We start from the raw sequence: 22,920 nt of genomic DNA on the forward strand, positions 1-22,920 counted from the left end.
GCCTTCATTCAGGCTGAAGCCGGGCGATCTCTGGACAAGACAACCAGAGATCGCAGCACCGTGACGCCGGAATTGTGGCTACATGATCCCTAAACCGGATCCCACGGGAAGATGTCAGCCGAGCGATCCAGCTTGTAGAACGAGCCCTTTAGCGCCGGCATGCCGTGTTCCGCGATCGACTGCGGCGTCCAGCCCTCGCTGCGATGGACCGAACGCAACGGGCGGTTCTGGCTGAACAGGAACAGCTCGTTCATGCGTGCGCCGAAAATCTGTCCGGTGACGTCCTTGGCGGCATCGGAGAGCAGATAGGCGCAGATCGGCGCGATCTTCTCGGGGCCCATCTGCTTGATCTTCTCGACGCGCGCCTTCTCGGCTTCGGTCTCGGTCGGGATGGTGCCGATCATGCGGGTCCAGGCGAACGGCGACACGCAGTTGGAGCGCACGTTGAAGCGGCTCATGTCGAGCGCGATCGACTTGGAAAGCCCGATGACGCCGAGCTTGGCGGCAGCATAATTGGCCTGGCCGAAATTGCCGATCAGGCCGGAGGTCGAGGTGAAGTGCACGAAGGAGCCGCTCTCCTGCTCGCGGAAGATGCGCGCGGCGGCGTGGCTGACATAGAACGAGCCCATCAGATGCACCTTGATGACCGCCTCGAACGCTTCCACGCTCATCTTGTGGAAGATCATGTCGCGCAGGATGCCGGCATTGTTGACGACACCATCCAGCCTGCCGAAGGCATCGGTCGCGGTCTTCACGATCTTGCTGGCGGGGATCGCTTCCGCGACCGACTCGAAATTGGCGACCGCCGTGCCGCCACGCTTTTTGATCTCCTCGACCACTTCCTCGGCGGGCGAAGCGCTCGAGCCGGCGCCGTCAGCGGCCCCGCCGGGATCGTTGACGACGACCTTGGCGCCCTCAGCCGCACAGAGCAGCGCGATCTCGCGCCCGATGCCGCGCCCAGCGCCGGTGACGATGATGACCTTGTCCTGCAGTGATTTGCTCATGTGGGTTACCTCTCGTTCGTAAACACGATCGTGCCTGACGCGGCGAACATGCCGCCGACGCCGTGGCACACTGAAATCTTCGCATTCGGTACCTGCGCCGGCGCGATGCCTCGCATCTGGCGCACGCTCTCCTGGAGCGCGTACATGCCGTACATGCCCGAATGCATGTAGGAGAGGCCGCCGCCATTGGTGTTGAGCGGCAGCCTGGCCCCGGGGCGTGTGTTGCCGTCCGCAATGAATTTGCCGGTTTCCTCATGCGGCATGAACCCGAGATCGCCGAGGCCGAACAGCGGCAGATGCGCAAAGGCATCGTAGATCATGAGGTGATCGACGTCCTTGTGGGCGATGCCGGCTTCCTTGAACGCGAGCGGCCCCGCGGTCTTGAACGCGCGCGAGGAGTTGAACGTTTCCATCTGGCTGACCATTGGCGTTTCCACGCTCTCGCCGGTGCCCATAATATAAACCGGCTTGCGCGGAAAATCCCTGGCGCGGTCGGCCGAGGTGAGGATCAGCGCGCCGCCGCCGTCAGTGACGAGGCAGCACTGCAGAAGGCGGAACGGATAGGCGATCATGCGTGAATTGAGCACGTCGGCGACCGTGATCGGATCCTTCATCATCGCACGCGGATTCTTGGCCGCCCATTCGCGCTGCACGACGGCGACCGACGCAAGCTGTTCATGCGTGATGCCGTAGGTCTTCATGAAACGCAGCACGGGAATCGGGAACATGCTGGGCGGGCCGTAGACGCCATAGGGTGCCTCGAACTGGCCCTGCAGACTGTCGGCGGGGATCGAGCGCGGCGCCTTGCCGATCATCGATTTGCCGCTCTCGGCATGCGTGATCAGCACCGTCTTGCAAAGACCAGCCTCGATCGCCGCGGCCGCATGGCGGACGTGCAGCATGAACGAGCAGCCGCCGACGGACGTGCCGTCCACCCAGGTCGGCTTGATGCCGAGATAGTGGCAGACCTGCTGCGGCGTTTCGACTGCGGTGGCAAAGCCGTCGATGTCGGAGAGCTTCAGACCGGCATCGGCGATCGCATTGAGCGCTGCATCCGCGTGGAGCTGGAGCTGCGACATGTTGGGAATAACGCCGAGCTCGGTGGTCTCGGCCGCGCCGACGACGGCAACGTGGTTCTTGCGCATGGCTTACCCCTTCGCCGGGCGGAACACGGGAAGCGTGATCTTGTCGTCCAGTTGCTGGAACGCGACTTGGAGCTTCATGTCGAGTTCGAGCGCTTCCGGCGTCTGCGGGCAGTCGATGATGTTGCTCATCATCCGCGGTCCCTCATCGAGCTCGACCACGGCGATCGCGTAAGGCGGCGTGAAGCCAGGCGCGGCAGGGCGGTGATTGATCACGTAGCTGTAAAGGAAACCCTTGCCGCTCGCCGCGAAGACAGTGACCTTGCGCGAGGCGCAGGACGGGCAGAACGGGCGCGGCGGAAAGTAGACATGCGCACAGGCATCACAGCGTTGCAGGCGCAGCTCGCCCGCTTTGGTGCCATCCCAGAAATGCTGGGTTTCCGGCGTCGGTTTCGGTCGTGCGCGCTGCGGTTCGGCCATGTCGGCAGCTCCTCCCAAAGGCGAGAACTTGATGCTCGTCCGTTTCAATCTTGATGCGCCAATTGACTATCGCGCGTCAACGGTCCAGCACTGAGCTCTGCACGCCATGTATTCCACCATGCGCACAATTGCGGTTGGCGTGCTTGTGTGCAACTAAGTCCGCACGGTACATAAGTGCCGAGACAAGAAGAGATCGGGAGGATTCCATGTTGAGAACCGTAGGCGTTGCGCTGGTTGCAGGTCTGACCTTCGCTGCGCCGGCCCTGGCTGCGGACGCGCCGGCCGAGATCAAGATCGGCACGCTCTATGCGTCCAGCGGGCGCTATGCCTCGATCTCGATGCCGGTTCACTATGGACTGAAGCTGTGGGTCGAACAGAAGAACGCCGAAGGCGGCGTCTATGTGAAGGCGTTCGACAAGAAGATCCCGATCAAGCTCGTTGCCTATGACGACCAGAGCAACACGGCGACCGCGGCGACTTTGTACAATCAGCTCATCACCCAGGATAAGGTCGATCTTCTGGTGGCCGATTCCGGCTCGGTACTGACCGCGCCTGCGGTCGCGATTGCCCGCGACCACAAGATGTTCCTGTTCGACCAGACCGGCACGGGCGCCAGCTTCTTCTCCAAGGACAATCCCTACATCGCCCTGATGGCCGACCCGGTGTCGACCATCTGGCCGAAGCCGGTCGCCGATTTCGTCTCGCATGATGGACCCGGCCTCGGCATCAAGAAGGTCGCGATTCTCTATGCGACCAACGAGTTCACGGGCACGCAGGCCAACGCGTTCCGCAAGTTCGTCAAGGAATCGGGCGCGCCGATCGAGATCGTCTACGATCAGGGCGTTCCCACCGAGACGACCAACTACACCGTCATCATCAACAACATCGCCAACACCAACCCGGATGCGGTGATTCACTTCGGCTATGCGCCGAACGACATCGCCTTCCTCCGCAACGTCCAGGACGTCGGTGCCAATTTCAAGATGCTGTTCTCGATCTATGCGGGTCTGGAGACCGAGCTGCTCGAGAAGAACGTTGGCGAGAAGGGGCTGGAGCACGTCTTCACCTACGTCCCGCCGCAAGAGCTGAAATATCCGGTGAATTTCGGGATGAACATCAACGAGTACAAGGCGGCCTGGGACAAGAAATATCCCGACGGCAAGGTCGAGTTCGGCTTCAACTCGGTCGCCGGCTACACCACGGCTCTGGTGATCGAAAAGACCCTGTCGGTCGCGACCAGCCTCGATCAGCTCGAGCTGCGCAAGGCGACCTTCAGCCTGTCCAATCAGCTGCAAACGCTGGATGGCACCTTCGCGCTCGACGAGATGGGTGGCCAGATCGGTGAGTTGACGCCGCTTGGCCAGCTCGAGCTTGGCGATCACGGGCATCTCAAGTTCATCTCGATCTATCCCCATGAGACGGCGACCGGAAAGCCGGTCTATCCGCGTCCATGACAGCAAACCCTGCTGGGCAAGTTGTGGGTCAAGTCTTGGGACAGGTCCTGGGAGTCGGCTGCTGATGTTGACCTACGCCTTGGTCGCCGGTGTCCTGTTCGGGCTGTATTTCAGCCTGGTCGGTATGGGGCTTAATCTCGTCTTCGGCGTCATGCGCATTGTCAATCTTGCGCATGGCGACGTGTTGATGCTCGGCGCCTTCGTGGCGCTGGGCGTCGTCGCGCTGGCCGGAATCGACCCACTGTTTGCGGTGCCGCTGGCATTCATGGTGTTTCTGCTGGTCGGTATGCTGCTTTATTGGGTGCTGGTGCCGCGTCTGCAGGGATCCGCAAATCCCGAGATGCTGTCGATCATCCTGTTCTTCGGCCTGTCGCAGGTGGTCGAAGCCATCACCACGATCTTCGCCGGCACCAGCGAGCGCTCGATCCAGAGCCGGCTGCTTGGCACGGTTTTCTCGACCATCAAGGTCCAGCTGTTCGGCGGCAAGCCGGAGACCGGTCCGATCCGCATCCTCGGCCAGGGATTTCCCGCGCCCTGGGTGATTGCTGCCGGAACCAGCCTCGTCGCGATCGGTCTCGTGTACGTCTATCTCTATCGCACGCGGCTCGGCACCTTGACGCGGGCCGTGATGTCGCGACGCGACGAGGCGCTGGCGTCGGGTATCGATGTTGATCGCGTCTCGGCCGCGGCCTTCGGAATCGGACTCGGACTTGCTGCGGTTGCGGGCGTGTTTGCGCCGTTCATGTTCGGCTCGATCACGCCGGCCTTCGGCGCGGACGCGACGGTCACGTCGTTTGCGATCGTCGTGCTGGGTTCGCTCGGCAATCCGCTCGGCACGGCGCTCGGCGGTGTCGTCTACGGTGTCTGCTACATGCTGGTGCAGACCTATCTCAGCTCATGGGCGGATCTTCTGCCCTATGTGCTGCTGATCCTGATCCTCTTGCTACGTCCGAGCGGCCTGCTTGGAAGGCGGGTGCGCGTTGCCTAATGCCGTCAAGCATGTGCTGTTCATTCTGGTGCCGCTGATCGCAGTGTTTGCGGTGCTGCCGGGCCTCTACCAGAACCATCTGCTGCTGTTCAATTTCGTCACGTTCCTGATCCTCGCGCAGGGCGTCAACATCATCTACGGCTTCACCGGCTATTTGCCGTTCGGCTATGTCGGCTTCTTCGGGGCCGGTGCCTATGGATTTGCGGTGCTGGTGATGCACTATCAGTCGCCGGCGCTGGTGGCCGTGCTGGCGGCGGGATTGGTCGGCGTGCTGCTCGGCCTCTTGCTGACGCCGTTGTTGCGGCTCTCCGGCGCCTATTTTGCCATTGCCAATCTCGCCGCGTCACTGGCCGTGCTGCACCTGGTCGCCAATCCCGCATTGGAGGGTATCACCAAGGGGCCGTATGGCGTGTCGCTGACGGGTACGTTCAATCCCTCGCACGCCTATTATGCGGCGCTGGTGGTGCTGACGTTGACGGTGGGCGGTGTCGTCTTCCTGAAGAACTCGAGTTTCGGGCTGGCGCTGCAGGCCGTTCGCGAGGATTCCGTGAGCGCGTCGATGGCGGGGGTCAACGTCGTCAAGATGCGCATTGCGGCCTGGCTGGCGTCAGCGCTGGTGGCGGGGCTCGCCGGCGGCATCTATGCCTGGTACGTGTCCGTGTTCTATCCCGACAACGTCTTTAGCGGCGAGTTCAGCATCTTCGCGATCGTCTTCGCGCTGTTTGGAGGTGTTGCAACGATCTCCGGTCCGATCATCGGCGTCCTGATCCTGTACGGCGTCTACAATCTGATCGGGTTCACGACCCCGCAATATTTCCAGCTCATCTACGGTCTCCTCATCATGGGGTTGGTGTTGTTCCTGCCGGCCGGGCTGGTCTCGCTGGCGACGCGGAGGGGCTGGCATGTCCCCTGACACAAAACCCATTCTCAGCGTCCACAAGCTGGTGAAGCGCTTTGGCGGCTTCGTTGCACTCGACGGCCTCAGCTTTCATGCCGCGCCCGGCGAGGTGTTGGGGCTGGTCGGCCCGAACGGCTCGGGCAAGACCACGGCTATCAACGTGATCTCCGGTCTCTACGCGCCCGACGGCGGCGAGGTCGCGTTCGATGGCGCGTCCATCGGCGGCGTTGCGTCCCACAAGCTGGTCCATCGCGGCATCAACAGGACTTTCCAGGTGCCGAAGCCGTTCATGTCGCTGACCGTGCGGGAGAACGTCAGGGTCGCCCTGGCCTACGGCCACATCGGCGGAGCGCCGCCGGCGCTCGACGCGCTGCTCGACGAATATCGTTTGGCCAGTGTGGCCGATCGGCCGGCGGCCGATCTCAACAGTGCGCAGCAGAAGATGCTGGATCTGGTCCGCGCCCTGGCGACGCGACCGCGCCTGCTGCTGCTCGACGAACTCGCCGCCGGGCTCAATCCCGCCGAGCTCGACTGGATTGCCGAGCGGATCAAGCAGCTCGCGGCCGGCGGCATGTCGATCATCGTCGTCGAGCATCTGATGGGTTTCATCGAGCACATCACCGACCGCGTCATCGTTCTCAATGCGGGGCGGGAAATCTTCGAGGGCAAGCTCGCTGCGGCCGTGAAGGAACCGCAGGTGATCGAGGTGTTCTTGGGAGGCGAGCATGCCGCTTGAAGCAACGCCTCTTCTTCAGGCGCAAGGCGTCGATGCGGGCTACGGCACGATGCAGGTGCTGTGGGGCGTCGATCTGGACGTCAAACCAGGCGAGACGGTCCTGCTGCTCGGCGCCAACGGTGCCGGCAAGACCACGTTCCTGAAGTCGCTGGTCGGCCTGGTCGAGGCTCGTCACGGCAGCATCGCGCTCGGCGGGCAGGACATCGCTCATATGCGCTCCAGCGACCGCATGAAGCTCGGCATGACCTACATGTCGGAGCTCGCGGTGTTTCCTGACCTGTCGATCGAGGAGAACATCCTGGTGGGGGCTCAGGCGCTGGGTCATGCCAATCCCCGCCGGCGCCTCGACGAGCTCTATGGTCTCTTTCCCGTCCTGCGCGACAAGCGCCGCGACGCCGCCTCCAGCCTGTCGGGCGGGCAGCGCAAGATGCTCGGGATCGCCAAGGCGCTCGCGGCCGAGCCGAAGCTTCTCGTCATGGACGAGCCTTCGGCCGGCCTGTCGCCGCTCTTCGTCAAGGAGGTCATCCGGATCCTGAACGGCCTGCAGGGGCGCGGCATCGCGCTTTTGATCGCCGAGCAGAATATCGGTTTCCTTGAAGTGGCAACCCGCGTATTTGTTCTGGAAGGCGGGCGCATTCGCTTTTCCGGCACGGTTGCCGAGATGACCGACAACGAGGCGCTGCGGCGCGCCTATTTTGGATTGAAATAGCGCGGCAGTGTTTTGGCCGCGCCCGACGCAGGCGAACCAGACATGCCGAACGCCCCAACCCTCGCCACATTGGCCGACGATCTCGAAAGCGGCCGCACCACCTCCCGAAAACTGGTCGAGGCGTGCATCGCCAGGATCGCCGATCCCGCCGGCGAGGGGCAGCGCACCTTCATCCTTGTCGACAAGGACGCCGCGCTGACCACCGCCGACGCCATGGATTCCCTGCGCAAGGCCAACGCGGCGCCCTCGCGCTATGCCGGTATTCCCATCTCGATCAAGGATCTGTTCGACATCAAGGGACAGACCACGCGCGCCGGCTCCCGTGCGCTCGACGATTCCGATCCAGCCGAGCACGACGCGGCGGCGGTCGCGCGGCTGCGCAAGGCCGGTTTCGTCGTGATCGGGCGCACCAACATGACCGAGTTCGCCTATTCCGGCATCGGCATCAATCCGCACTATGGAACGCCTAAAGGCGCCTGGAACCGGGCCGAGGGACATGTGCCTGGCGGCTCGTCGTCGGGCGCGGCGGTCTCCGTGCTCGACGGCATGGCGCATGGCGCGCTCGGCACCGACACCGGCGGCTCCTGCCGCATTCCTGCGGCCTATAACGGCATCGTCGGCTACAAGCCGACGCAGCGCCGCGTACCGCTCGACGGCTCGGTGCCGCTGTCGTTCTCGCTCGACAGCATCGGCCCCCTGGCGCGCTCGGTCAGCTGCTGTGCCATTCTCGATGCGGTGCTCGCCAACGAGCCGATCACGGCGCTCAAGCCGCGCCCCGTGAAGGGCATGCGGCTCGCCGTGCCGACCACGATCGCGCTCGACGATCTCGATGCGCCCGTGGCCGAAACCTTCGAGCGCGCGCTGAAATCGCTCGCCGATCACGGCGCCATCATCGAGCGCATCGAGATGATCGAATTCCACGACATCGGCCCGATGAACGCCAAGGGCGGCTTTGCGGCGTCCGAGAGCTATGCCTGGCATCGTTATCTCATCACCGCCAAGGGCGATGTCTACGACCCCCGCGTCTCCGTCCGCATCATGCGCGGCGAGGCGCAGAGCGCGGCCGACTACATCGATCTCCTCAACGAGCGCCGGTCGCTGATCGCCCGCGTCAACGCCCGCATCGCGCCCTATGACGCCTTGGTGCTGCCAACCACCGCCAACACGCCGCCGAAGATCGCCGATCTCGCCGACGACAAGGCGTTCACCACGCAAAACCTGCGGGCACTGCGCAATTGCACCCTGATCAACATGATCGACGGCTGCGCCATCTCGCTGCCGGCGCATCGCGAGGGCGAGGTTCCCGTCGGCCTGATGCTTGCAGGGGCGGGCGGCTCGGACCGCCGTATCTTTGAACTTGCTGCCGGCATGGAGGCCGTCATTCGTGTTTGACCTCACTTTCACCGTCGACGCCCAGGGCACCACCACGCCGCTGACCTTGGCGATCGACCAGATGGTCATCGCCGGCTGGACCGGCCGCGATCCGGTCGCGCGCGACAAGCACATCGCCGAGCTGCAGGAGATGGGCATCGCGCCGCCGGCCTCGACGCCGATCTACTATCGCGCCTCGGCGCGACGGCTCACTCAGGAAGACGGCATCGAATGCACCGGCGGCGATTCCTCAGGCGAAGTCGAGTTCGTGCTGATCGGCTGGCAGGGCCGCATCTTCGTCGGTTGCGGCTCCGACCACACCGACCGCAAGGTCGAGGCCTACAACGTCACCGTCTCCAAGCAGATGTGCGACAAACCGGTCGCCTCGACGCTGTGGGAGCTCGAGGACGTCATCGGCCATTGGGACAAGATGATCCTGCGCTCCTACGCCACCATCAATGGCGAGCGCGTGCTCTACCAGGAGGGCACGCTGGATGCGATGCTGCCGGTCGATGACCTCATCGCGCGCGGTTTTGCGGGCGGCAAGTTCCCGGACGGCTGCGCCATGTTCGGCGGCACGTTTGCCGCCAAGGGCGGCATCCGCCCGGCCGAGCGTTTCGACTTCGAGCTGGAGGATCCGGTGCTGAAGCGCACGATCAAGCACGGGTATGACGTAACGACGCTGCCGGTGAGAGGCTGAGGTCGGTCCCCACCGTCATTGCGAGGAGCTCTTGCGACGAAGCAATCCAGACTGGTTCCGCGGAGGTAGTCTGGATTGCTTCGCTGCACTCGCAATGACGGGGAGAGAGTCATCGGAAATCGGGTGGTAGAGGGTGAGCTAGCTTTGCGAAAGTGTTGGCCATGACAGCAACAGCACGCAAATCGCCCCAAAAGCCATCCGCTGACCTCGCCGCTCACGTCGCAACCCTCGACTGGCCCCACATCACCACCGAACTCGACACCCAGGGCTGCGCTGTCCTGAGGAACCTGCTCACGCCCGGCCAATGCCGCAGCATCGCCGCGCTCTATGCCGACGATGCGCACTTCCGCAGTCGCATCGTCATGGGCCGCCACGGTTTTGGCCGCGGCGAGTACAAATATTTCTCCTATCCGCTGCCAGATCTGATCGCGGAGCTGCGCCCGGCGCTCTACGGGCAGCTGCAAGGCGTCGCCAACAGATGGAACGAGGCGATGGGGATCGACATCCGTTATCCCGCAAGCCACGCCGCGTTCCTGAAGCGCTGCCACGAGGCAGGGCAGGCGCGGCCGACGCCGCTGCTGCTGCAATACGAGGCTGGCGATTTCAACTGCCTGCATCAGGACCTCTACGGCGAGCACGTGTTCCCGCTCCAGGTCGCGATCCTGCTGTCCGAACCGGGGCGCGATTTCACCGGCGGCGAATTCGTGCTGACCGAGCAGCGGCCGCGCATGCAGTCGCGGGCCGAGGTGGTTCCACTGATGCAAGGCGACGCCGTTGCCTTTGCTGTGCACCATCGCCCGGTGCAGGGGACACGCGGCACCTACCGCGTTAATCTCCGCCATGGCGTCAGCCGGATCAGGTCCGGCCAGCGCCACACGGTGGGTGTGATCTTTCACGATGCGAAATGAGCGGAGCCGTTGACGGCTGATTTGTTCGACAGCGTTGCCGAGGCGCAGCCGTCGCGCGAGGAGATCGCGGACGGCGCCGTGCTGTTGCGCGGCTTCGTCAGGCCGATCGAAAGCGAGCTGATCGAGGCGGTGCGCGGCATCGTGGCGCAGTCGCCGTTCCGGCGGATGACGACGCCCGGCGGCCATTTGATGTCGGTGGCGATGACCAATTGCGGCGAGCGTGGCTGGATCACCGATCATACCGGCTATCGCTATGATCCCATTGATCCCAAAACCGGCGCGCAATGGCCGGCGATGCCGCAAGTGCTCCGCGATCTCGCCCGTCGCGCCGCGGAGCAGGGCGGCTTCAAAGGCTTCGCGCCCGATGCCTGCCTGGTCAACCGCTACGAGCCCGGCACGCGGCTGTCGCTGCATCAGGACAAGGACGAGCTGGATTTCTCTGCGCCGATCGTTTCGGTTTCGCTCGGCCTGCCCGCGACCTTCCTGTTTGGCGGCCTGGCGCGCGCCGACAAGCCGCGCCGCTTTCGCCTCGTGCATGGCGACGTCGTGGTGTGGGGTGGGCCGTCCAGGCTCGCCTATCACGGCGTCGCACCGCTCGCCGAGGGCGAGCACGCGCTGCTGGGGCGCATCAGGATCAATCTGACGTATCGCCGGACGCGGTGAAGCCGCGGTCCTTCCGGGGCGATGCGGGCATCGAACCCGGAACCTCAAGATTCCGGGGTTCGCGCTTTCGCGCGCCCCGGAATGACAAAACTACGGCTTCGGCGGGTGAATGAACGCCCACGGGCTGACTTCCGAATCCCGCGCTACTTCCACCGAGATCAAATAGGGCCCGCCATGCGCGAGTGCCTTCTCCATCGCCGCCTTGAACTGGTCCGGCGCTGTGACGCGCGCAGAAGCCACCCCGAAGGACTCCGCGAGCTTGACGAAGTCAGGATTGACCAGGTCGGATGCGACCACGCGGCCGTCAAAGCGTTCGCGCTGGTCGCGGCGGACATTGCCATAGGCGTTGTTGTTGAACACCAGCGTCACCACGCCGATGTTGAACTGCACGGCGGTGGCGAGCTCCTGCACGCTGAACATGAAGCCGCCATCACCGGTGATCGCGACCACCGGCTTGTCGGGGTTGGCGACCTTCGCCCCGAGCGCGGTCGGAAAGCCCGAGCCGAGCGTGCCCTGATAGCCTGACGTGATGAAGGTGCGCGGCTGGTAGATCGGAAAGCCGTACCAGGAGGCGAAGCCGAACTGGGACAATTCATCCGTGACGATCGCGTTCGCCGGCAGCACCTCGCGCAAAATGTTGAGATACGCCATCTGCGGCTGGACGCGCTGGATCTCTGCCTGAGCGCTCGCACTCGCCTCGCGGATCGCGCCGCGGCGTCCGGCGGTCTTGCTGTAACCGACCTTGCTGACGGCGGCGACGAGATCTGCGGTCGCAGTCTTGGCATCGGCGACGATTGCCGCGGTGGACGGATAGCGCCGCATCTCAACGGGATCGATGTCGATGCGGATGCTCTTGAGCCCGTCGGGCTGGTACGGCCAGCGCGACATCGTCGGCAATTCCAGCCGTGTGCCGATGCCGATCATCAGGTCGGTCTTGGCCCACAGCTTGTAGGCGGCGGCCATGGTGAGGCCGAGCTCATGCGCGTTCGAGACGATGCCGCGGCCGCTGCGGAAGGCAACCACGGGCGCGTCGATCATCTCCGCGAGCTCGAGGATCTCGTCGCGTGCCTCGATCGCACCGCTGCCGACAAAGATCATCGGCGCCTTGCTGGCCTTGACGAGCGCTGCGGCCTGCTTGATCGCATCGGGATCCGGGAGCGGCGCAGGCAGTGGCTCCAGCACCTGCGCTGCAGCGGTGTCGGCGCGCTGCGTAAAGACGTCCCAGGGCATTTCCACCGAGGCGGGACCGCGCCGTCCCGATGTCATCTCCTGAAAGGCGCGCGCGACTGTCGTCGGCGCATTGCCGGGATGTTCGATGCGGTCGGCCCATTTCACATAGCTGCGCAAGGTCGCGAGCTGGTCCGGCATCTCGTGCAGATGGCCGCGGCCCTTGCCGAGAAACTGCGTCGGTACCTGGCCGGTGACGCACAGCACCGGCTCGTTGCAGCCGTAGGCGGTGAGCAGCGCCGCGCTGGCGTTGAGCACGCCGGGGCCGGGCACCACGCTGAACACGCCCGGCCTGCCGCTGGCGCGGGCATAGCCGAACGCCATATAGCCGCAGGCCTGCTCGTGCCGCGCGCCGATCACCTTGAGCTGGGCCTGATGGAAGGCGTCGAACAGGCCGTAGACCTGCGCGCCGGGCAGGCCGAACACGGTGTCGACGCCATGGGCGACGAGCCCGCTTACGATCGCTTCGCCGCCGGTGAGGGTGGTCATTGCATCATTCCATTCGTGTTGTTGTCTCAGGCTTCGTCGACGACGCCGTTGCGCAAAGTGCCGATGCCCTCGGCCGCGACCTCGATGACATCGCCGGGCTTCAGGTATCGCGGCGGATCGAATCGCGCTCCCGCGCCGGTCGGCGTGCCCGTGACGATGATGTCGCCGGGCACGAGCGTCGCGAAGGTCGAGATATAGCTGATGAGGTAGCGGAACGGGAACATCAGCCGGCTGGTGCGGTCGTCTTGCCGCAGCTCGCCATTGACGTGCGTGGTCAGCCTGATGTCGGCGATCTGCGCTTCTTTCGTGTACGGCACGAGCCACGGTCCGAGGCTGCCGCTGGAATCAAAGTTCTTGCCTTGCGTAACGTTGAATTTGGCGTGGCGCAGCCAATCACGCACCGAGCCTTCATTGCAGAGCGTCAGCGCGGCGACGTGATCGAGCGCAGCGCTCTCCTTGATGTGCCGGCCGGGCTTGCCGATCACCAGCACGATCTCGCCCTCGTAGTCGAGCTGCGCGGAGGCGCGCGGACGCACCAGCGGCGTGTCATGGCCGACGAAGGAGCGGGGCGACCGCATGAACATGCTCGGATATTTCGGCGCCTCCTGGCCGTCCTTGTACTCCGCGTTGCGATCAGGATAGTTGACGCCGATGCAGATGATCTTCTCCGGCGCAGGCACTGGCGGTAGCCATGTGATCTCGCCGAGCGCGTGAACCGGCGTGCGGCCTGCGGCCTCTTCGGCAAGGCTCACGAGCTTTCCGGCCGCGATTACCTCGCGCAGCGTCGGATAATCCTTGGCATAGCGCGCGGAGAGATCGACGATGCCGCCCTCGAGGACGGCGCCGTAGCGGGTCTCACCCTTAAGGGAGTAAGTGGCGAGGCGAGGCAGCTTCATGGGTTGCTCATTGTCTTGCGTCGTCCCGACGAGGAATATTAATCCGCCACCAGCACATCGGCCACGAATTTCGGCTCGCGCACGGTCTGGCCCGTGAAGGGCGAGCCCTGCTCGAACCAGGAGCGCGGGGCGGGTGCGCCCCACAGCGTCTGGCGGCGCGGATCGCGCAACGACCAGCGCAGCGGCTCGTGGTCGTGATCGCCCGTAAAGTAGTCGCTGGTGTAGAGCTCGAGGCGGTGTCCGTCTGGATCCCGGACATAAAGGAAGAATGCGTTCGAGATGCCGTGGCGCCCGGGGCCGCGCTCGATGTTCTTCACAAAGCCCTGGGAAGCCATCACGTCGCAGAGATGGATGATGTTCATCGCCGTCGGCGTCCAGTAGGCGAAGTGATGCAGCCGCGGGCCCTTGCCGTTGGTGATGGCAAAATCGTGGACATTGCCCTTGCGATGCATCCAGGCCGCGGCGATGCGCCCGTTCGGCCCGTCCTCCTCGGCATATTCGGTGAGACGGAAGCCGAGCCGCGCATAGAAGTCGACGGTGTCCTGCACCTCGGCCGCGAAGACGTTGAAATGGTCGAGCCGCTGCGGGTGGCAGCCCCGATAGAGATCATAGCGGCGCAAGAGATGCGGCCGGCGGTCCATCGACGCATAGAGCTCGATCTGGAAGCCGAAAGGATCAGTGAATTGCAGCGTGCGGCCCTGGAACGGCTGGTCGACAAAGGCATGGGCGAGGCCGTTCTCGGAGAGAAATCTTGCGGCCTTGTCGAGATCGCCGTCATTGCCGACCTTGAAGCCCAGCCTGTTGCAGGCGGGCACGGCCGCTTTGCGCAGCACCAGCGAGTGATGCTGATGTTCCTCGGCGGCGCGCAGGTACACCACGTTGTCGTCGGCATCCTCGACATGCAGGCCGACCGTGGTCTCGTAGAACTCGCGGCTCAGCTTCAGATCGGTCACGTCGAGCACGACGTGGCTGGAGCGGATGATGTTGAACGGCGGCTCGAAGATGTGTTGCGGTACGGGCATTGCGTTTCCCCTCGGTCTCCTGTCATTCCGGGGCGGCTCGCAGAGCCGAGCCCGGAATCCATCGTGCAGCAGAGTTGGTCGATGAATGGACTCCGGGCTCGCGCTTCGCGCGCCCCGGAATGACCGTTTCCCTAAATTCCCAGTTTCTGAATCTTGTGCGTGCCCCGCGCCAGCGAGACGTGCTTGGTTTCCATGTAGAAGTCGAACGAGTAATCGCCGCCGTCGCGGCCGATGCCCGAGGCCTTCATGCCGCCGAACGGCGTCGGCAGATGGCGGACGTTCTCCGAGTTCAGCCAGATCATGCCGGCCTCCAGGGCATCGGCGACGCGCAGAGCGCGGCCGACGTCGTTGGTCCAGACATAGCCGGTGAGGCCATAACGGATGTCGTTGGCGACCTCGATCGCGTCCTTCTCGTCCTTGAACGGCAGCACGGTAAGGAAGGGGCCGAACACCTCTTCCTGCGCCACGCGCATCTTGCCGTGCGCGCCTGTGACCAGCGTCGGCTCGACATAATGTCCGCCGCCCGGTCCGTCATAGGCCTTGCCGCCGACCGCGATCGTCGCGCCGTCCTGCCGCGCGACGTCGAAATAGGAACAGACTTTTGCGAGGTGCCGCTCGTGGATCAGCGGCCCGATCTCGGTGGCGGGATCGAGGGGATGGCCGACCTTCAGCGCTTTCACCCGCGCGGTCAGCTTCTCCACGAATTTGTCCGCAATGCTCGCCTGGACAAGCAGGCGGCTCGATGAGGTGCAGCGCTCGCCATTGAGCGAGTAGATCATGAACACGACGGCATCGAGCGCGCGATCGAGATCGGCATCGTCGAACACGATGACAGGGTTCTTGCCGCCGAGCTCGAAATGCACGCGCTTCAGGGTCGGCGCGCCCTGAACCATGATCGCCGATCCCGTCGCACTCTCGCCGACGAAGCCGATCGCCTTGATGGCGGGATGCTCGGTCAGCGCCTTGCCGGCCTCTTCGCCAAAGCCATTGACGGTGTTGAGCACGCCATCGGGCACGCCGGCTTCCTTGACTAGTCGCGCCAGAATGGCTGCTGTCACCGGCGACCACTCCGCCGGCTTGTGCACGACGGTGCAGCCCGCGGCGAGGGCAGGGGCGATCTTCCAGGTCGAGAGCATGAACGGCGTGTTCCACGGCGTGATCACGCCGACCGGGCCGATCGGCACACGGGTCGAGATATTCCAGTGCTCGTCGCTCGGCGTGTTGAGGCCGTCGCGCGCCTCGGCGCATTTGTCGGCGAAGAAGCGGAAATTCTCGGCGGCGCGGATCGCGGCCTTGGCCATGAATCGATAGGCCTGGCCGGTGTCGATGCATTCGAGCACCGCGATATCTTCGGCATTGTCCTCGATCGCATCCGCCACCCGATGCAGCAGCTTGCGCCGCATCGCGGGCCCCATGTCGCGCCAGGACTTGAAGGCGAGGGAAGCGGCGGTCGCCGCGGCATCGATATCCTCGGCATTGCCACGCGCTACGCTGGCGAGCACAGCGCCATCGACCGGCGACTTGGTCTCGAACGTCTCGCCTGAGATGGACGGCACGATCTTGCCGTCGATCATGTGGCCGACGCCGTCGGCGCGCAGCTTTTTCAGCAGCGGTGCGACGCGATCGCGGTTGGCCTGAAACACATCGGCTTTCGGCGTGGGCTTATCCATGGGCGGCCTCCACTTTCAGGGCGTCGTGGATGTTGTTGCGCTTCCAGCTGGTGTCCTTGTCGTTGATCTGCATGTCGAACGACAGAGCGAACTTGCTGGCGGCGAATACGGGATCGAGATGTTTTGAGAGCGCCTGAAACACATGCTCGCCGGCTTTCTTGCGGGTCGGCAGGTCGCGGCCCTCGCCGATGCGCAGCACCATGTCGAGGAAACCGTAATCGTGCCTGCTATCTGCGATCGCATAGTGTTCGCACCTGACAGCGCGAACGCGGATGCCGCCGAGCGGGAAGATCCCGGTCTCGACGGCTGCCTTGCGCACGACTTCGCACACCGCCGCGATGTCGAGGCGGCTGTCGAGATTGGCCGAATATTCGATCGTGAAATGCGGCATGGCAGTTTCACTCCCTGTGTCGTCTCATTGCTTTCTAAGCGAAGTAGCAGCTGACCGAGCCGTAGGCGCCATAATCGGCTTGAATTGTGTCGCCCTTGCGGGTCTCGATCGGACGGATGAAGGAGCCGGCCAGCACGACCTGGCCGGGCTCCAGCGCAAGGCCGAGCAGCGCGATCTTGTTCGCAAGCCACGCAACGGCGGTTGCGGGATGATTGAGCACGCCGGCGGCAAGGCCGGTCTCCTCGAGCTGGCCGTTCCTGAAGCAGAGCGCGCCGATCCAGCGCAGGTCGGCATCGAGCGGGCGGATCGGCCGCCCGCCGAGCACGATGCCGGCATTTGCGGCATTGTCCGCAATTGTATCGTAGATCTTGCGCGTCGCCTTGGTCGTGGGATCGACCCGCTGGATGCGCGTATCCAGGATCTCCAGCGCCGGCACCACGAAGTCGGTGGCGTTGAGCACGTCGAACATCGTGCAGTCGGGCCCCGACAGGCGCTTGCTCATGACGAAGGCAAGCTCGGCCTCGACGCGCGTCGCAATGAAGCGCTCGGTCGGAATGGTCCCGCCATCGGCAAAGAACATGTCGTCCAGCAGCACGCCGGAATCAGGCTCGTCGATGTTGAGCGCGCTCTGCATCGCCTTCGAGGTCAGGCCGATCTTGTGGCCTTTGACGAGGCGTCCCTCGGCGATCTTGATGTCGACCCATGCCTTCTGAATCGCGTAGGCATCGGCGATGGTGATCCCGGGGAAATCCTGCGACAGTTGCCGGATCTGCACGCGGGTCTTCTCCGCCCGGTGCAGACGGTCAGCGCAAGCTTGGATATCGTCGTTGGAAAGCGCCATGGGTGATCTGTGAAATCGTGGTGCCTCGAGATACTTAACATGTTAAGTGACTGCGTCAAACAGAAATTGGGTTTGTTGCACTGCAAACGTTTTGCGGTCTGAAAAGGGCGACTTTGAAAGGGCGATATGGCGAAGAGACCCCCTGATCCCGCGAACGGAAATGCACCCGTCGCCCGCCAGGTGCCGATGCGCGATTTCTCGCGCTCGCTGCCGATGTCGCTGCTGCGGGCACGCGAGGCGGTGATGCGGCAATTTCGCCCCAAGCTGCGCGAGCACGGTCTGACCGAGCAGCAATGGCGAATCCTGCGCGCGCTCGCCGCCATCGAGGCCGCCGAGGTCACGGAACTCGCGCGCACCGCGTTCCTCCTGGGGCCAAGCCTGTCGCGTATCCTGCGCGATCTCGAGGCACGCAATCTGATCGAGCGCAGGACGGCGAAGTCGGACCAGCGCCGCAGCATGGTCTCGATCTCGAAAGACGGTGTGAAGCTGATGGCCTCCGTCGCGCCTTCATCGGAAGCGATCTATGCCGAGATCACGCAGCGCTTCGGCGCGCGAAAGCTTGCCGAGTTGCAGGAGATGCTCGGAGAGTTGGAACAGAGTCTCGCAGGACTCGGCGCCGCCGACGGGGCAAGTGCCGAGGAGTGAACAGCAGATATGCGCGAGAGCGCAGCGTCTGTCGTGGACATCAGCGCTTTTTTTCGCTCAAAGTGCCGCGCGAGCCGGTCACCCCAATCCGGGGCCGTGGCGGATGACGCCAGCCTTGCTGGATGATATCCGGGCGGCGATAATGAACACCGCCCGCAGGGTCGAAGCGTCCCAACAACAAAGAAGGAAGGCAACGTGGCGAACAAGGTCAAGGAAATCTGGAAGTCGGGCAAGGCCGTGGTCAACGCGTGGCTGGCTATTCCTTCCGGCTTCTCGGCTGAGATGATCGCGCAATGCGGCTTCGACAGCGTCACCGTCGACATCCAGCATGGCGTGCAGGACTACCAGTCGATGGTGCAGTGCTTCCAGGCCATGGACAAGCACCCGGTCGTCCCGATGGTCCGCGTGCCCTGGAACGAGCCCGGCATCATCGGCAAGGTGCTCGACGGCGGCGCCTATGGCGTGATCTGCCCGATGGTCAACACGGCGCAGGAAGCCAGGAACCTCGTTTCCTATTCGAAATATCCGCCACAGGGCGTCCGCTCCAACGGCCCGATCCGCGCTGGCATGTACGGCACCGCGGGCTCCTACCAGAAGACCGCAAATGCCGACACCATCCTGCTGCCGATGATGGAGACGAAGACCGCGGTCGAGAACATGGAAGCGATCCTCGACGTCGAAGGCATCGACGGCGTCTATATCGGCCCGTCCGACCTCGGCTTCTCCTACGGCCTCGAGCCGAAGCTCGATCGCTCCGAGCCCGAGATCCTCGCAATCTACGACAAGATCATCAAGGAGTGCGGCAAGCGCGGCCTCAATCCCGGCATCCATTGCAGCGGCGCCGAAGGTGCTGCGCGCGCCATCAACATGGGCTTCAAGCTGGTGACGCTCTCGAACGAGGTCGGCTTGATGACGACCTACGCCAAGATGCAGGTCAACGCTACCCGCAAGGAGTCGGGCGGCAAAGCTTGAGCTCTCTCCTTTCCCTCTCCCCGTTTTTACGGGGCGAGGGTTAGGGGGAGGGGCCTCTCTCAATACGTGACCAAACTAACAAATCGAGCGCGCGGCTTGCCCCTCACCCGGATCGCTGTGCCGATCCGACCTCTCCCCGTAAGAACGGGGAGAGGTGGAGTAAGAGACCTGAGGAGACTTCCATGACCATCAGCCCCGTCATCCGCCTGCATCCCGATGATGGCGTGCTGATCGCGCGCGCCAGCCTGCCGCCGGGAACGGTGGTGGCCGATGGCGTCACCACGGTCGAGCGCATCCCCTCCGGCCACAAGGTTGCGATCAAGCCGATCGCCGTGGGCGAACCTGTCATCCGCTATGGCCAGATCATCGGCTTTGCGACCCAGGCCATCGCGCCGGGCCAGCACGTGCATGTGCAGAACATCGGCATGGGCGACTTCGCCAAGGACTACGCCTATTGCGCCGACGTCAAGCCGACGCCGAATTTCGATCTGCCGGCGACCTTCGAAGGCATCCGCCGTCCGGACGGTCGCGTCGCCACGCGCAATTATATCGGCATCCTCACCTCGGTGAATTGCAGCGCCCATGTCGCGGGCCTTGTCGCCGACGTCTTCAAGAAGAATCCTTTCACCGGCGACAATCCGCTGGCCGAGTTTCCCAATGTCGACGGCGTCGTCGCGCTGACGCACAAGACCGGCTGCGGCATGACGCAGAACGAGCCGCTGGCGCTGCTCCGCCGCACGCTCGGCGGTTATGCGCGGCACGTCAATTTCTCCCACGTCATCGTGCTCGGCCTCGGCTGCGAGGTGAACCAGATCGGCGGCCTGATGGAAGAGCAGAAGCTCGCCGGCCGCCTGCGCGCGATGGACATCCAGGAGGTCGGCGGCACCCGCAAGACGGTCGAGGCGGGCATCGCTTTCGTGCGCGAGGCGCTCGCTGACGCCAACAAGGTCAAGCGCGAGACGGTGCCGGCGAGCGAACTGACCGTGGCGCTGCAATGTGGCGGCTCGGACGGCTATTCCGGCGTCTCGGCCAATCCTGCGCTGGGCGCGGCCAGCGATCTCGTCGTCCGCCATGGTGGCACCGTGATCCTCTCGGAGACGCCGGAGACCTACGGTGCCGAGCATCTGCTGACCCGCCGCGCGGTCAGCCGCGAGGTCGGTGAGAAGCTGGTCGACCTCATGCGCTGGTGGGACGAATACACGACGCGCGAAGGCGCCGAGATGAACGCCAATCCGAGCCCCGGCAACAAGGCCGGCGGTCTCACCACCATCCTGGAGAAGTCGCTCGGCGCGATGGCCAAGGCCGGCACCACCAACCTCGTCGAGGTGCTGCGCTACGCGGAGCCGGTGACCAAGCGCGGCTTCGTGTTCATGGACACGCCCGGCTACGACCCCGTCGCAGCCACCGGGCAGGTGGCCGGCGGCGCCAACCTCGTCTGCTTCACCACCGGCCGCGGCAGCGTGTTCGGCTGCAAGCCGGCACCCTCGATCAAGCTCGCCACCAACACGCCGATGTACAAGCGCATGGAAGAGGACATGGACGTCAATTGCGGCACCATCCTCGAAGGCGAGGAGAGCGTCGAGCAGTGTGGCAAGCGCATCTTCGATCTCATCCTCAAGACCGCGTCGGGTCAGCCGACCAAGAGCGAAAGCTTCGATTTCGGCGGCGCCGAGTTCGCGCCCTGGGTGCTGGGCGCGACGATGTGACGGTGCTGATGCACCTCGCTGCAGAATGCCGACACCTACGTAATCATACGTAGGTGCCATATGACCGCGGGAATTCCTGCGGTCACCCGAGATTAACGTTTCGCACCGTATTCGTTGGGTCATGCGGGCGACTCCTTCGAGGGCGCTGCCCTTCGACAGGATTCGTCAACGATGACGCGTGCGATACGGCCGACTGGTGTGGAGAGCTTCCTCGGCGAGGAAGAGCTGATCGTATCGAAGACCGATCTGAAAGGCCGCATCACTTACGCCAACGACGTCTTCGTTCGCATGGCCAAATATTCCTACGCGGAGCTGATGGGCGCGCCCCACAGCCTGATCCGTCATCCCGACATGCCGCGCGCCGTCTTCAAGCTGCTGTGGGACACGCTGCAATCCAAGCAGGAGATATTCGCCTACGTCGTCAATCTGGCGAAGGATGGCAGCCATTACTGGGTGTTTGCGCACGTCACGCCGACGTTCGACGAGCGCGGCAATATCGTCGGCTATCACTCCAACCGTCGTAAGCCCGATCCCGTCCAGATCGAGCGCATCAAGCCGATCTATAAGACGTTGTGCGCCGAAGAGGCGCGTCACGCCAATGCCAAGGACGGCATGCATGCGAGCTTCGATGCGATGGTCGGACTCCTAAAGCAACAGGGTGTCGGTTACGATGAATTTGTGCTCTCTCTCTAAGGCGCAGGGAGCGACCGCGCTCGCATGCATTCTTGCCGTCGTTGCGTTCGCACTTGCGCTGCTTGGCGTGACCGGACTTTCCGCTGCGGCATTGCTCGGCGCGACCATTGTGCTGCTCGGCTACGCGGTCTGGTGCCAGCGTCGCACGGCGGTGGCCGTCGATGAGGTGGCCGACGTCTGCCGCAAGGCTTCGCAGGGCGATCTCGAAGCGCGTATCCTCAGCGATCGTCAAGCCGGCCGGATCGGATTGATCCAGAAATCGGTCAACGATATGCTCGACATCACCGATGCCTTCGTCCGCGAGGCTTCGGCGTCGATGGACTATGCCAGCCGCGGCAAGTATTTCCGCAAGATCCTCGCGCGAGGTTTGCCCGGCTCCTTTCGCCGCTCGGCCACCGTCATCAATTCGGGCACTGACAGCCTCGGCCGCCGCGTGGTCGAGATCGGCGATCTCGCAAGACAGTTTGGCACCCATCTCGACGGCGTCGCCGGCACGCTGATGGGCGCGGCGACGGATCTCGAATCCGACGCCGGCCAGATGGCGACCGCGGCCGAGAAGACCAGCCGCCAGACCTCCGGCGTGCTCAGCGCCTCCGACCAGGCCTCGCGCAACGTCGCGACCGTCGCCAGCGCCGCCGAGCAGCTCGCATCCTCGATCGCCGAGATCGGCCGCCAGGTCACCGGCTCGACCGCAAGCACCGGCCGTGCCGTGACCGAGGCCAACCGCGCCGGCAGCGAGATCCGAAACCTGGCGGACGCGGCGCTGCGGATCGGCGACGTCGTCAAGCTGATCAGCGAGATCGCCTCGCAGACCAATCTCCTCGCGCTTAACGCCACCATCGAGGCGGCACGCGCCGGCGAGGCCGGCCGCGGCTTTGCGGTCGTCGCGTCCGAGGTCAAGAGCCTGGCCAACCAGACCGCCAAGGCGACCGAGGAGATCAGCGCCAAGGTCGGCGAGATGCAGCAATCCACCACCAATTCGGTCGCCGCCGTCGAGGCGATCGCGCAGACCATCGCCGAGATTAACAACATCACCGCCTCGATCGCGACCTCGATCGAGCAGCAGGGCTTTGCCACCCGCGAGATCGCCCGCAACGTCCAGGAGGCCTCGGCCGGTACCGCGCAGATGTCCTCCAACGTCACAGGCATCAGCGAGGCCGCCGCCGACACCGGCCGCGTCGCTGCCCGCGTCAACAGCGCCTCCGAGCGCGTCCACGGCGAGGTCGGAACGCTCCGGCGCGAGGTGACGCAGTTTCTGCGGCGGCTGACCTCGGCGGCGTAAGGCTTTAGAATCGTCGGGTGGGCACGCTTCGCTTTGCCCACCCTACGGATCCTGCTTGTCCGGGACGACGGCGGATACTTCCTAGGCACGGTC

Annotated in this window: 23 protein-coding genes; 14 read left to right on the plus strand and 9 right to left on the minus strand. The window is 64.2% G+C overall.

Going from position 1 to position 22,920, the window contains the following annotated elements:
* Nucleotides 1-89: 89 nt before the first annotated feature.
* From L6639_RS22220 to L6639_RS22230, 3 genes are read right to left on the minus strand one after another with little or no spacing between them, the layout of a single operon-like run.
* Nucleotides 90-1,004, minus strand: coding sequence for an SDR family oxidoreductase (locus L6639_RS22220; protein WP_237863756.1), 915 nt, complete (start codon nucleotides 1,002-1,004; stop codon nucleotides 90-92).
* 5 nt (nucleotides 1,005-1,009) lie between these two features.
* On the minus strand, nucleotides 1,010-2,149 hold the full coding sequence (locus tag L6639_RS22225; RefSeq protein WP_237863757.1) for a thiolase C-terminal domain-containing protein: 1,140 nt from the start codon (nucleotides 2,147-2,149) through the stop codon (nucleotides 1,010-1,012).
* A gap of 3 nt (nucleotides 2,150-2,152) precedes the next feature.
* Entirely contained in the window at nucleotides 2,153-2,566 is a 414-nt protein-coding gene (locus L6639_RS22230; RefSeq protein WP_237863758.1) for a Zn-ribbon domain-containing OB-fold protein, read from the minus strand.
* Between the two features lie 206 nt (nucleotides 2,567-2,772).
* Between L6639_RS22230 and L6639_RS22235 the strand changes: the two genes are divergently transcribed.
* From L6639_RS22235 to alkB, 9 genes are all read left to right on the plus strand, one after another.
* The gene (locus tag L6639_RS22235) at nucleotides 2,773-4,020 is read left to right on the plus strand and encodes an amino acid ABC transporter substrate-binding protein (RefSeq protein WP_237863759.1); all 1,248 of its coding nucleotides are present in this window, start codon (nucleotides 2,773-2,775) and stop codon (nucleotides 4,018-4,020) included.
* 64 nt (nucleotides 4,021-4,084) lie between these two features.
* On the plus strand, nucleotides 4,085-5,008 hold the full coding sequence (locus L6639_RS22240; RefSeq protein ID WP_237863760.1) for a branched-chain amino acid ABC transporter permease: 924 nt from the start codon (nucleotides 4,085-4,087) through the stop codon (nucleotides 5,006-5,008).
* Nucleotides 5,001-5,921: a branched-chain amino acid ABC transporter permease gene (locus L6639_RS22245; RefSeq protein ID WP_237863761.1), complete on the plus strand. Its 921-nt coding sequence runs from the start codon at nucleotides 5,001-5,003 to the stop codon at nucleotides 5,919-5,921. The genes L6639_RS22240 and L6639_RS22245 overlap by 8 nt, the downstream gene beginning before the upstream one ends.
* Complete coding sequence (locus tag L6639_RS22250; protein ID WP_237863762.1) at nucleotides 5,911-6,642, plus strand: ABC transporter ATP-binding protein; 732 nt, start codon at nucleotides 5,911-5,913, stop codon at nucleotides 6,640-6,642. Before L6639_RS22245 ends, L6639_RS22250 begins: the two co-directional genes overlap by 11 nt.
* Nucleotides 6,632-7,351: an ABC transporter ATP-binding protein gene (locus tag L6639_RS22255; protein WP_237863763.1), complete on the plus strand. Its 720-nt coding sequence runs from the start codon at nucleotides 6,632-6,634 to the stop codon at nucleotides 7,349-7,351. The genes L6639_RS22250 and L6639_RS22255 overlap by 11 nt, the downstream gene beginning before the upstream one ends.
* Before the next feature lie 42 nt (nucleotides 7,352-7,393).
* Nucleotides 7,394-8,743: an amidase gene (locus L6639_RS22260; protein WP_237863764.1), complete on the plus strand. Its 1,350-nt coding sequence runs from the start codon at nucleotides 7,394-7,396 to the stop codon at nucleotides 8,741-8,743.
* Nucleotides 8,736-9,422 carry a DUF2848 domain-containing protein gene (locus tag L6639_RS22265; RefSeq protein ID WP_237863765.1) on the plus strand — a complete coding sequence of 229 codons (687 nt, stop codon included), beginning with the start codon at nucleotides 8,736-8,738 and terminating at the stop codon, nucleotides 9,420-9,422. Before L6639_RS22260 ends, L6639_RS22265 begins: the two co-directional genes overlap by 8 nt.
* Nucleotides 9,423-9,583: 161 nt before the next feature.
* Entirely contained in the window at nucleotides 9,584-10,330 is a 747-nt protein-coding gene (locus L6639_RS22270) for a 2OG-Fe(II) oxygenase (RefSeq protein ID WP_237863766.1), read from the plus strand.
* Nucleotides 10,331-10,339: 9 nt separating this feature from the next.
* Nucleotides 10,340-10,993 carry a DNA oxidative demethylase AlkB gene (gene alkB, locus L6639_RS22275; RefSeq protein ID WP_237863767.1) on the plus strand — a complete coding sequence of 218 codons (654 nt, stop codon included), beginning with the start codon at nucleotides 10,340-10,342 and terminating at the stop codon, nucleotides 10,991-10,993.
* A gap of 90 nt (nucleotides 10,994-11,083) precedes the next feature.
* Here the strand turns inward: alkB and L6639_RS22280 are convergent, their stop codons facing one another.
* The 6 genes from L6639_RS22280 to hpaH form a co-directional block, all read right to left on the minus strand.
* Nucleotides 11,084-12,709 carry a thiamine pyrophosphate-dependent enzyme gene (locus L6639_RS22280; protein ID WP_237863768.1) on the minus strand — a complete coding sequence of 542 codons (1,626 nt, stop codon included), beginning with the start codon at nucleotides 12,707-12,709 and terminating at the stop codon, nucleotides 11,084-11,086.
* A 26-nt stretch (nucleotides 12,710-12,735) separates the two neighbouring features.
* Nucleotides 12,736-13,605, minus strand: a complete 870-nt coding sequence (locus L6639_RS22285) for a fumarylacetoacetate hydrolase family protein (protein ID WP_237863769.1) — start codon at nucleotides 13,603-13,605, stop codon at nucleotides 12,736-12,738.
* Between the two features lie 38 nt (nucleotides 13,606-13,643).
* Nucleotides 13,644-14,627 (minus strand): 3,4-dihydroxyphenylacetate 2,3-dioxygenase, encoded by a 984-nt coding sequence (hpaD, locus tag L6639_RS22290; RefSeq protein WP_237863770.1) that lies wholly within the window; start codon nucleotides 14,625-14,627, stop codon nucleotides 13,644-13,646.
* Between the two features lie 131 nt (nucleotides 14,628-14,758).
* Nucleotides 14,759-16,297, minus strand: a complete 1,539-nt coding sequence (gene hpaE, locus L6639_RS22295) for a 5-carboxymethyl-2-hydroxymuconate semialdehyde dehydrogenase (RefSeq protein ID WP_237863771.1) — start codon at nucleotides 16,295-16,297, stop codon at nucleotides 14,759-14,761.
* Nucleotides 16,290-16,688, minus strand: coding sequence for a 5-carboxymethyl-2-hydroxymuconate Delta-isomerase (locus L6639_RS22300; RefSeq protein WP_237863772.1), 399 nt, complete (start codon nucleotides 16,686-16,688; stop codon nucleotides 16,290-16,292). The genes hpaE and L6639_RS22300 overlap by 8 nt, the downstream gene beginning before the upstream one ends.
* A gap of 34 nt (nucleotides 16,689-16,722) precedes the next feature.
* A complete protein-coding gene (gene hpaH, locus L6639_RS22305; RefSeq protein WP_237863773.1) occupies nucleotides 16,723-17,529 on the minus strand; it encodes a 2-oxo-hept-4-ene-1,7-dioate hydratase in 807 nt (268 codons plus the stop codon).
* A 126-nt stretch (nucleotides 17,530-17,655) separates the two neighbouring features.
* Between hpaH and hpaR the strand changes: the two genes are divergently transcribed.
* The 5 genes from hpaR (at nucleotide 17,656) to L6639_RS22330 (ending at nucleotide 22,827) form a co-directional block, all read left to right on the plus strand.
* Nucleotides 17,656-18,174: a homoprotocatechuate degradation operon regulator HpaR gene (hpaR, locus tag L6639_RS22310; RefSeq protein WP_237863774.1), complete on the plus strand. Its 519-nt coding sequence runs from the start codon at nucleotides 17,656-17,658 to the stop codon at nucleotides 18,172-18,174.
* Nucleotides 18,175-18,369: 195 nt separating this feature from the next.
* A complete protein-coding gene (locus L6639_RS22315; RefSeq protein ID WP_237863775.1) occupies nucleotides 18,370-19,146 on the plus strand; it encodes an HpcH/HpaI aldolase family protein in 777 nt (258 codons plus the stop codon).
* Between the two features lie 182 nt (nucleotides 19,147-19,328).
* Nucleotides 19,329-20,852 carry a UxaA family hydrolase gene (locus L6639_RS22320; RefSeq protein ID WP_237863776.1) on the plus strand — a complete coding sequence of 508 codons (1,524 nt, stop codon included), beginning with the start codon at nucleotides 19,329-19,331 and terminating at the stop codon, nucleotides 20,850-20,852.
* Between the two features lie 171 nt (nucleotides 20,853-21,023).
* Nucleotides 21,024-21,545, plus strand: coding sequence for a PAS domain-containing protein (locus L6639_RS22325; RefSeq protein WP_237863777.1), 522 nt, complete (start codon nucleotides 21,024-21,026; stop codon nucleotides 21,543-21,545).
* Nucleotides 21,523-22,827 (plus strand): methyl-accepting chemotaxis protein, encoded by a 1,305-nt coding sequence (locus tag L6639_RS22330; RefSeq protein ID WP_237863778.1) that lies wholly within the window; start codon nucleotides 21,523-21,525, stop codon nucleotides 22,825-22,827. Before L6639_RS22325 ends, L6639_RS22330 begins: the two co-directional genes overlap by 23 nt.
* Nucleotides 22,828-22,920 lie beyond the last annotated feature (93 nt).

It is taken from the genome of Bradyrhizobium zhengyangense (assembly GCF_022012555.1).
GTDB classification, from domain to species: Bacteria; Pseudomonadota; Alphaproteobacteria; order Rhizobiales; family Xanthobacteraceae; genus Bradyrhizobium; species Bradyrhizobium zhengyangense.

Coding starts and splice junctions, on each gene's coding strand:
- L6639_RS22300 (WP_237863772.1), bottom strand. CDS start 16,688: ATGCCGCATTTCACGATCGAATATTCGGCCAATCTCGACAGCCGCCTC.
- L6639_RS22320 (WP_237863776.1), top strand. CDS start 19,329: ATGACCATCAGCCCCGTCATCCGCCTGCATCCCGATGATGGCGTGCTG.
- L6639_RS22285 (WP_237863769.1), bottom strand. CDS start 13,605: ATGAAGCTGCCTCGCCTCGCCACTTACTCCCTTAAGGGTGAGACCCGC.
- L6639_RS22280 (WP_237863768.1), bottom strand. CDS start 12,709: ATGACCACCCTCACCGGCGGCGAAGCGATCGTAAGCGGGCTCGTCGCC.
- hpaE (WP_237863771.1), bottom strand. CDS start 16,297: ATGGATAAGCCCACGCCGAAAGCCGATGTGTTTCAGGCCAACCGCGAT.
- L6639_RS22330 (WP_237863778.1), top strand. CDS start 21,523: ATGAATTTGTGCTCTCTCTCTAAGGCGCAGGGAGCGACCGCGCTCGCA.
- L6639_RS22270 (WP_237863766.1), top strand. CDS start 9,584: ATGACAGCAACAGCACGCAAATCGCCCCAAAAGCCATCCGCTGACCTC.
- L6639_RS22255 (WP_237863763.1), top strand. CDS start 6,632: ATGCCGCTTGAAGCAACGCCTCTTCTTCAGGCGCAAGGCGTCGATGCG.
- L6639_RS22325 (WP_237863777.1), top strand. CDS start 21,024: ATGACGCGTGCGATACGGCCGACTGGTGTGGAGAGCTTCCTCGGCGAG.
- L6639_RS22220 (WP_237863756.1), bottom strand. CDS start 1,004: ATGAGCAAATCACTGCAGGACAAGGTCATCATCGTCACCGGCGCTGGG.
- L6639_RS22225 (WP_237863757.1), bottom strand. CDS start 2,149: ATGCGCAAGAACCACGTTGCCGTCGTCGGCGCGGCCGAGACCACCGAG.
- L6639_RS22240 (WP_237863760.1), top strand. CDS start 4,085: ATGTTGACCTACGCCTTGGTCGCCGGTGTCCTGTTCGGGCTGTATTTC.
- hpaD (WP_237863770.1), bottom strand. CDS start 14,627: ATGCCCGTACCGCAACACATCTTCGAGCCGCCGTTCAACATCATCCGC.
- hpaR (WP_237863774.1), top strand. CDS start 17,656: ATGGCGAAGAGACCCCCTGATCCCGCGAACGGAAATGCACCCGTCGCC.
- hpaH (WP_237863773.1), bottom strand. CDS start 17,529: ATGGCGCTTTCCAACGACGATATCCAAGCTTGCGCTGACCGTCTGCAC.
- L6639_RS22260 (WP_237863764.1), top strand. CDS start 7,394: ATGCCGAACGCCCCAACCCTCGCCACATTGGCCGACGATCTCGAAAGC.
- L6639_RS22230 (WP_237863758.1), bottom strand. CDS start 2,566: ATGGCCGAACCGCAGCGCGCACGACCGAAACCGACGCCGGAAACCCAG.
- L6639_RS22250 (WP_237863762.1), top strand. CDS start 5,911: ATGTCCCCTGACACAAAACCCATTCTCAGCGTCCACAAGCTGGTGAAG.
- L6639_RS22235 (WP_237863759.1), top strand. CDS start 2,773: ATGTTGAGAACCGTAGGCGTTGCGCTGGTTGCAGGTCTGACCTTCGCT.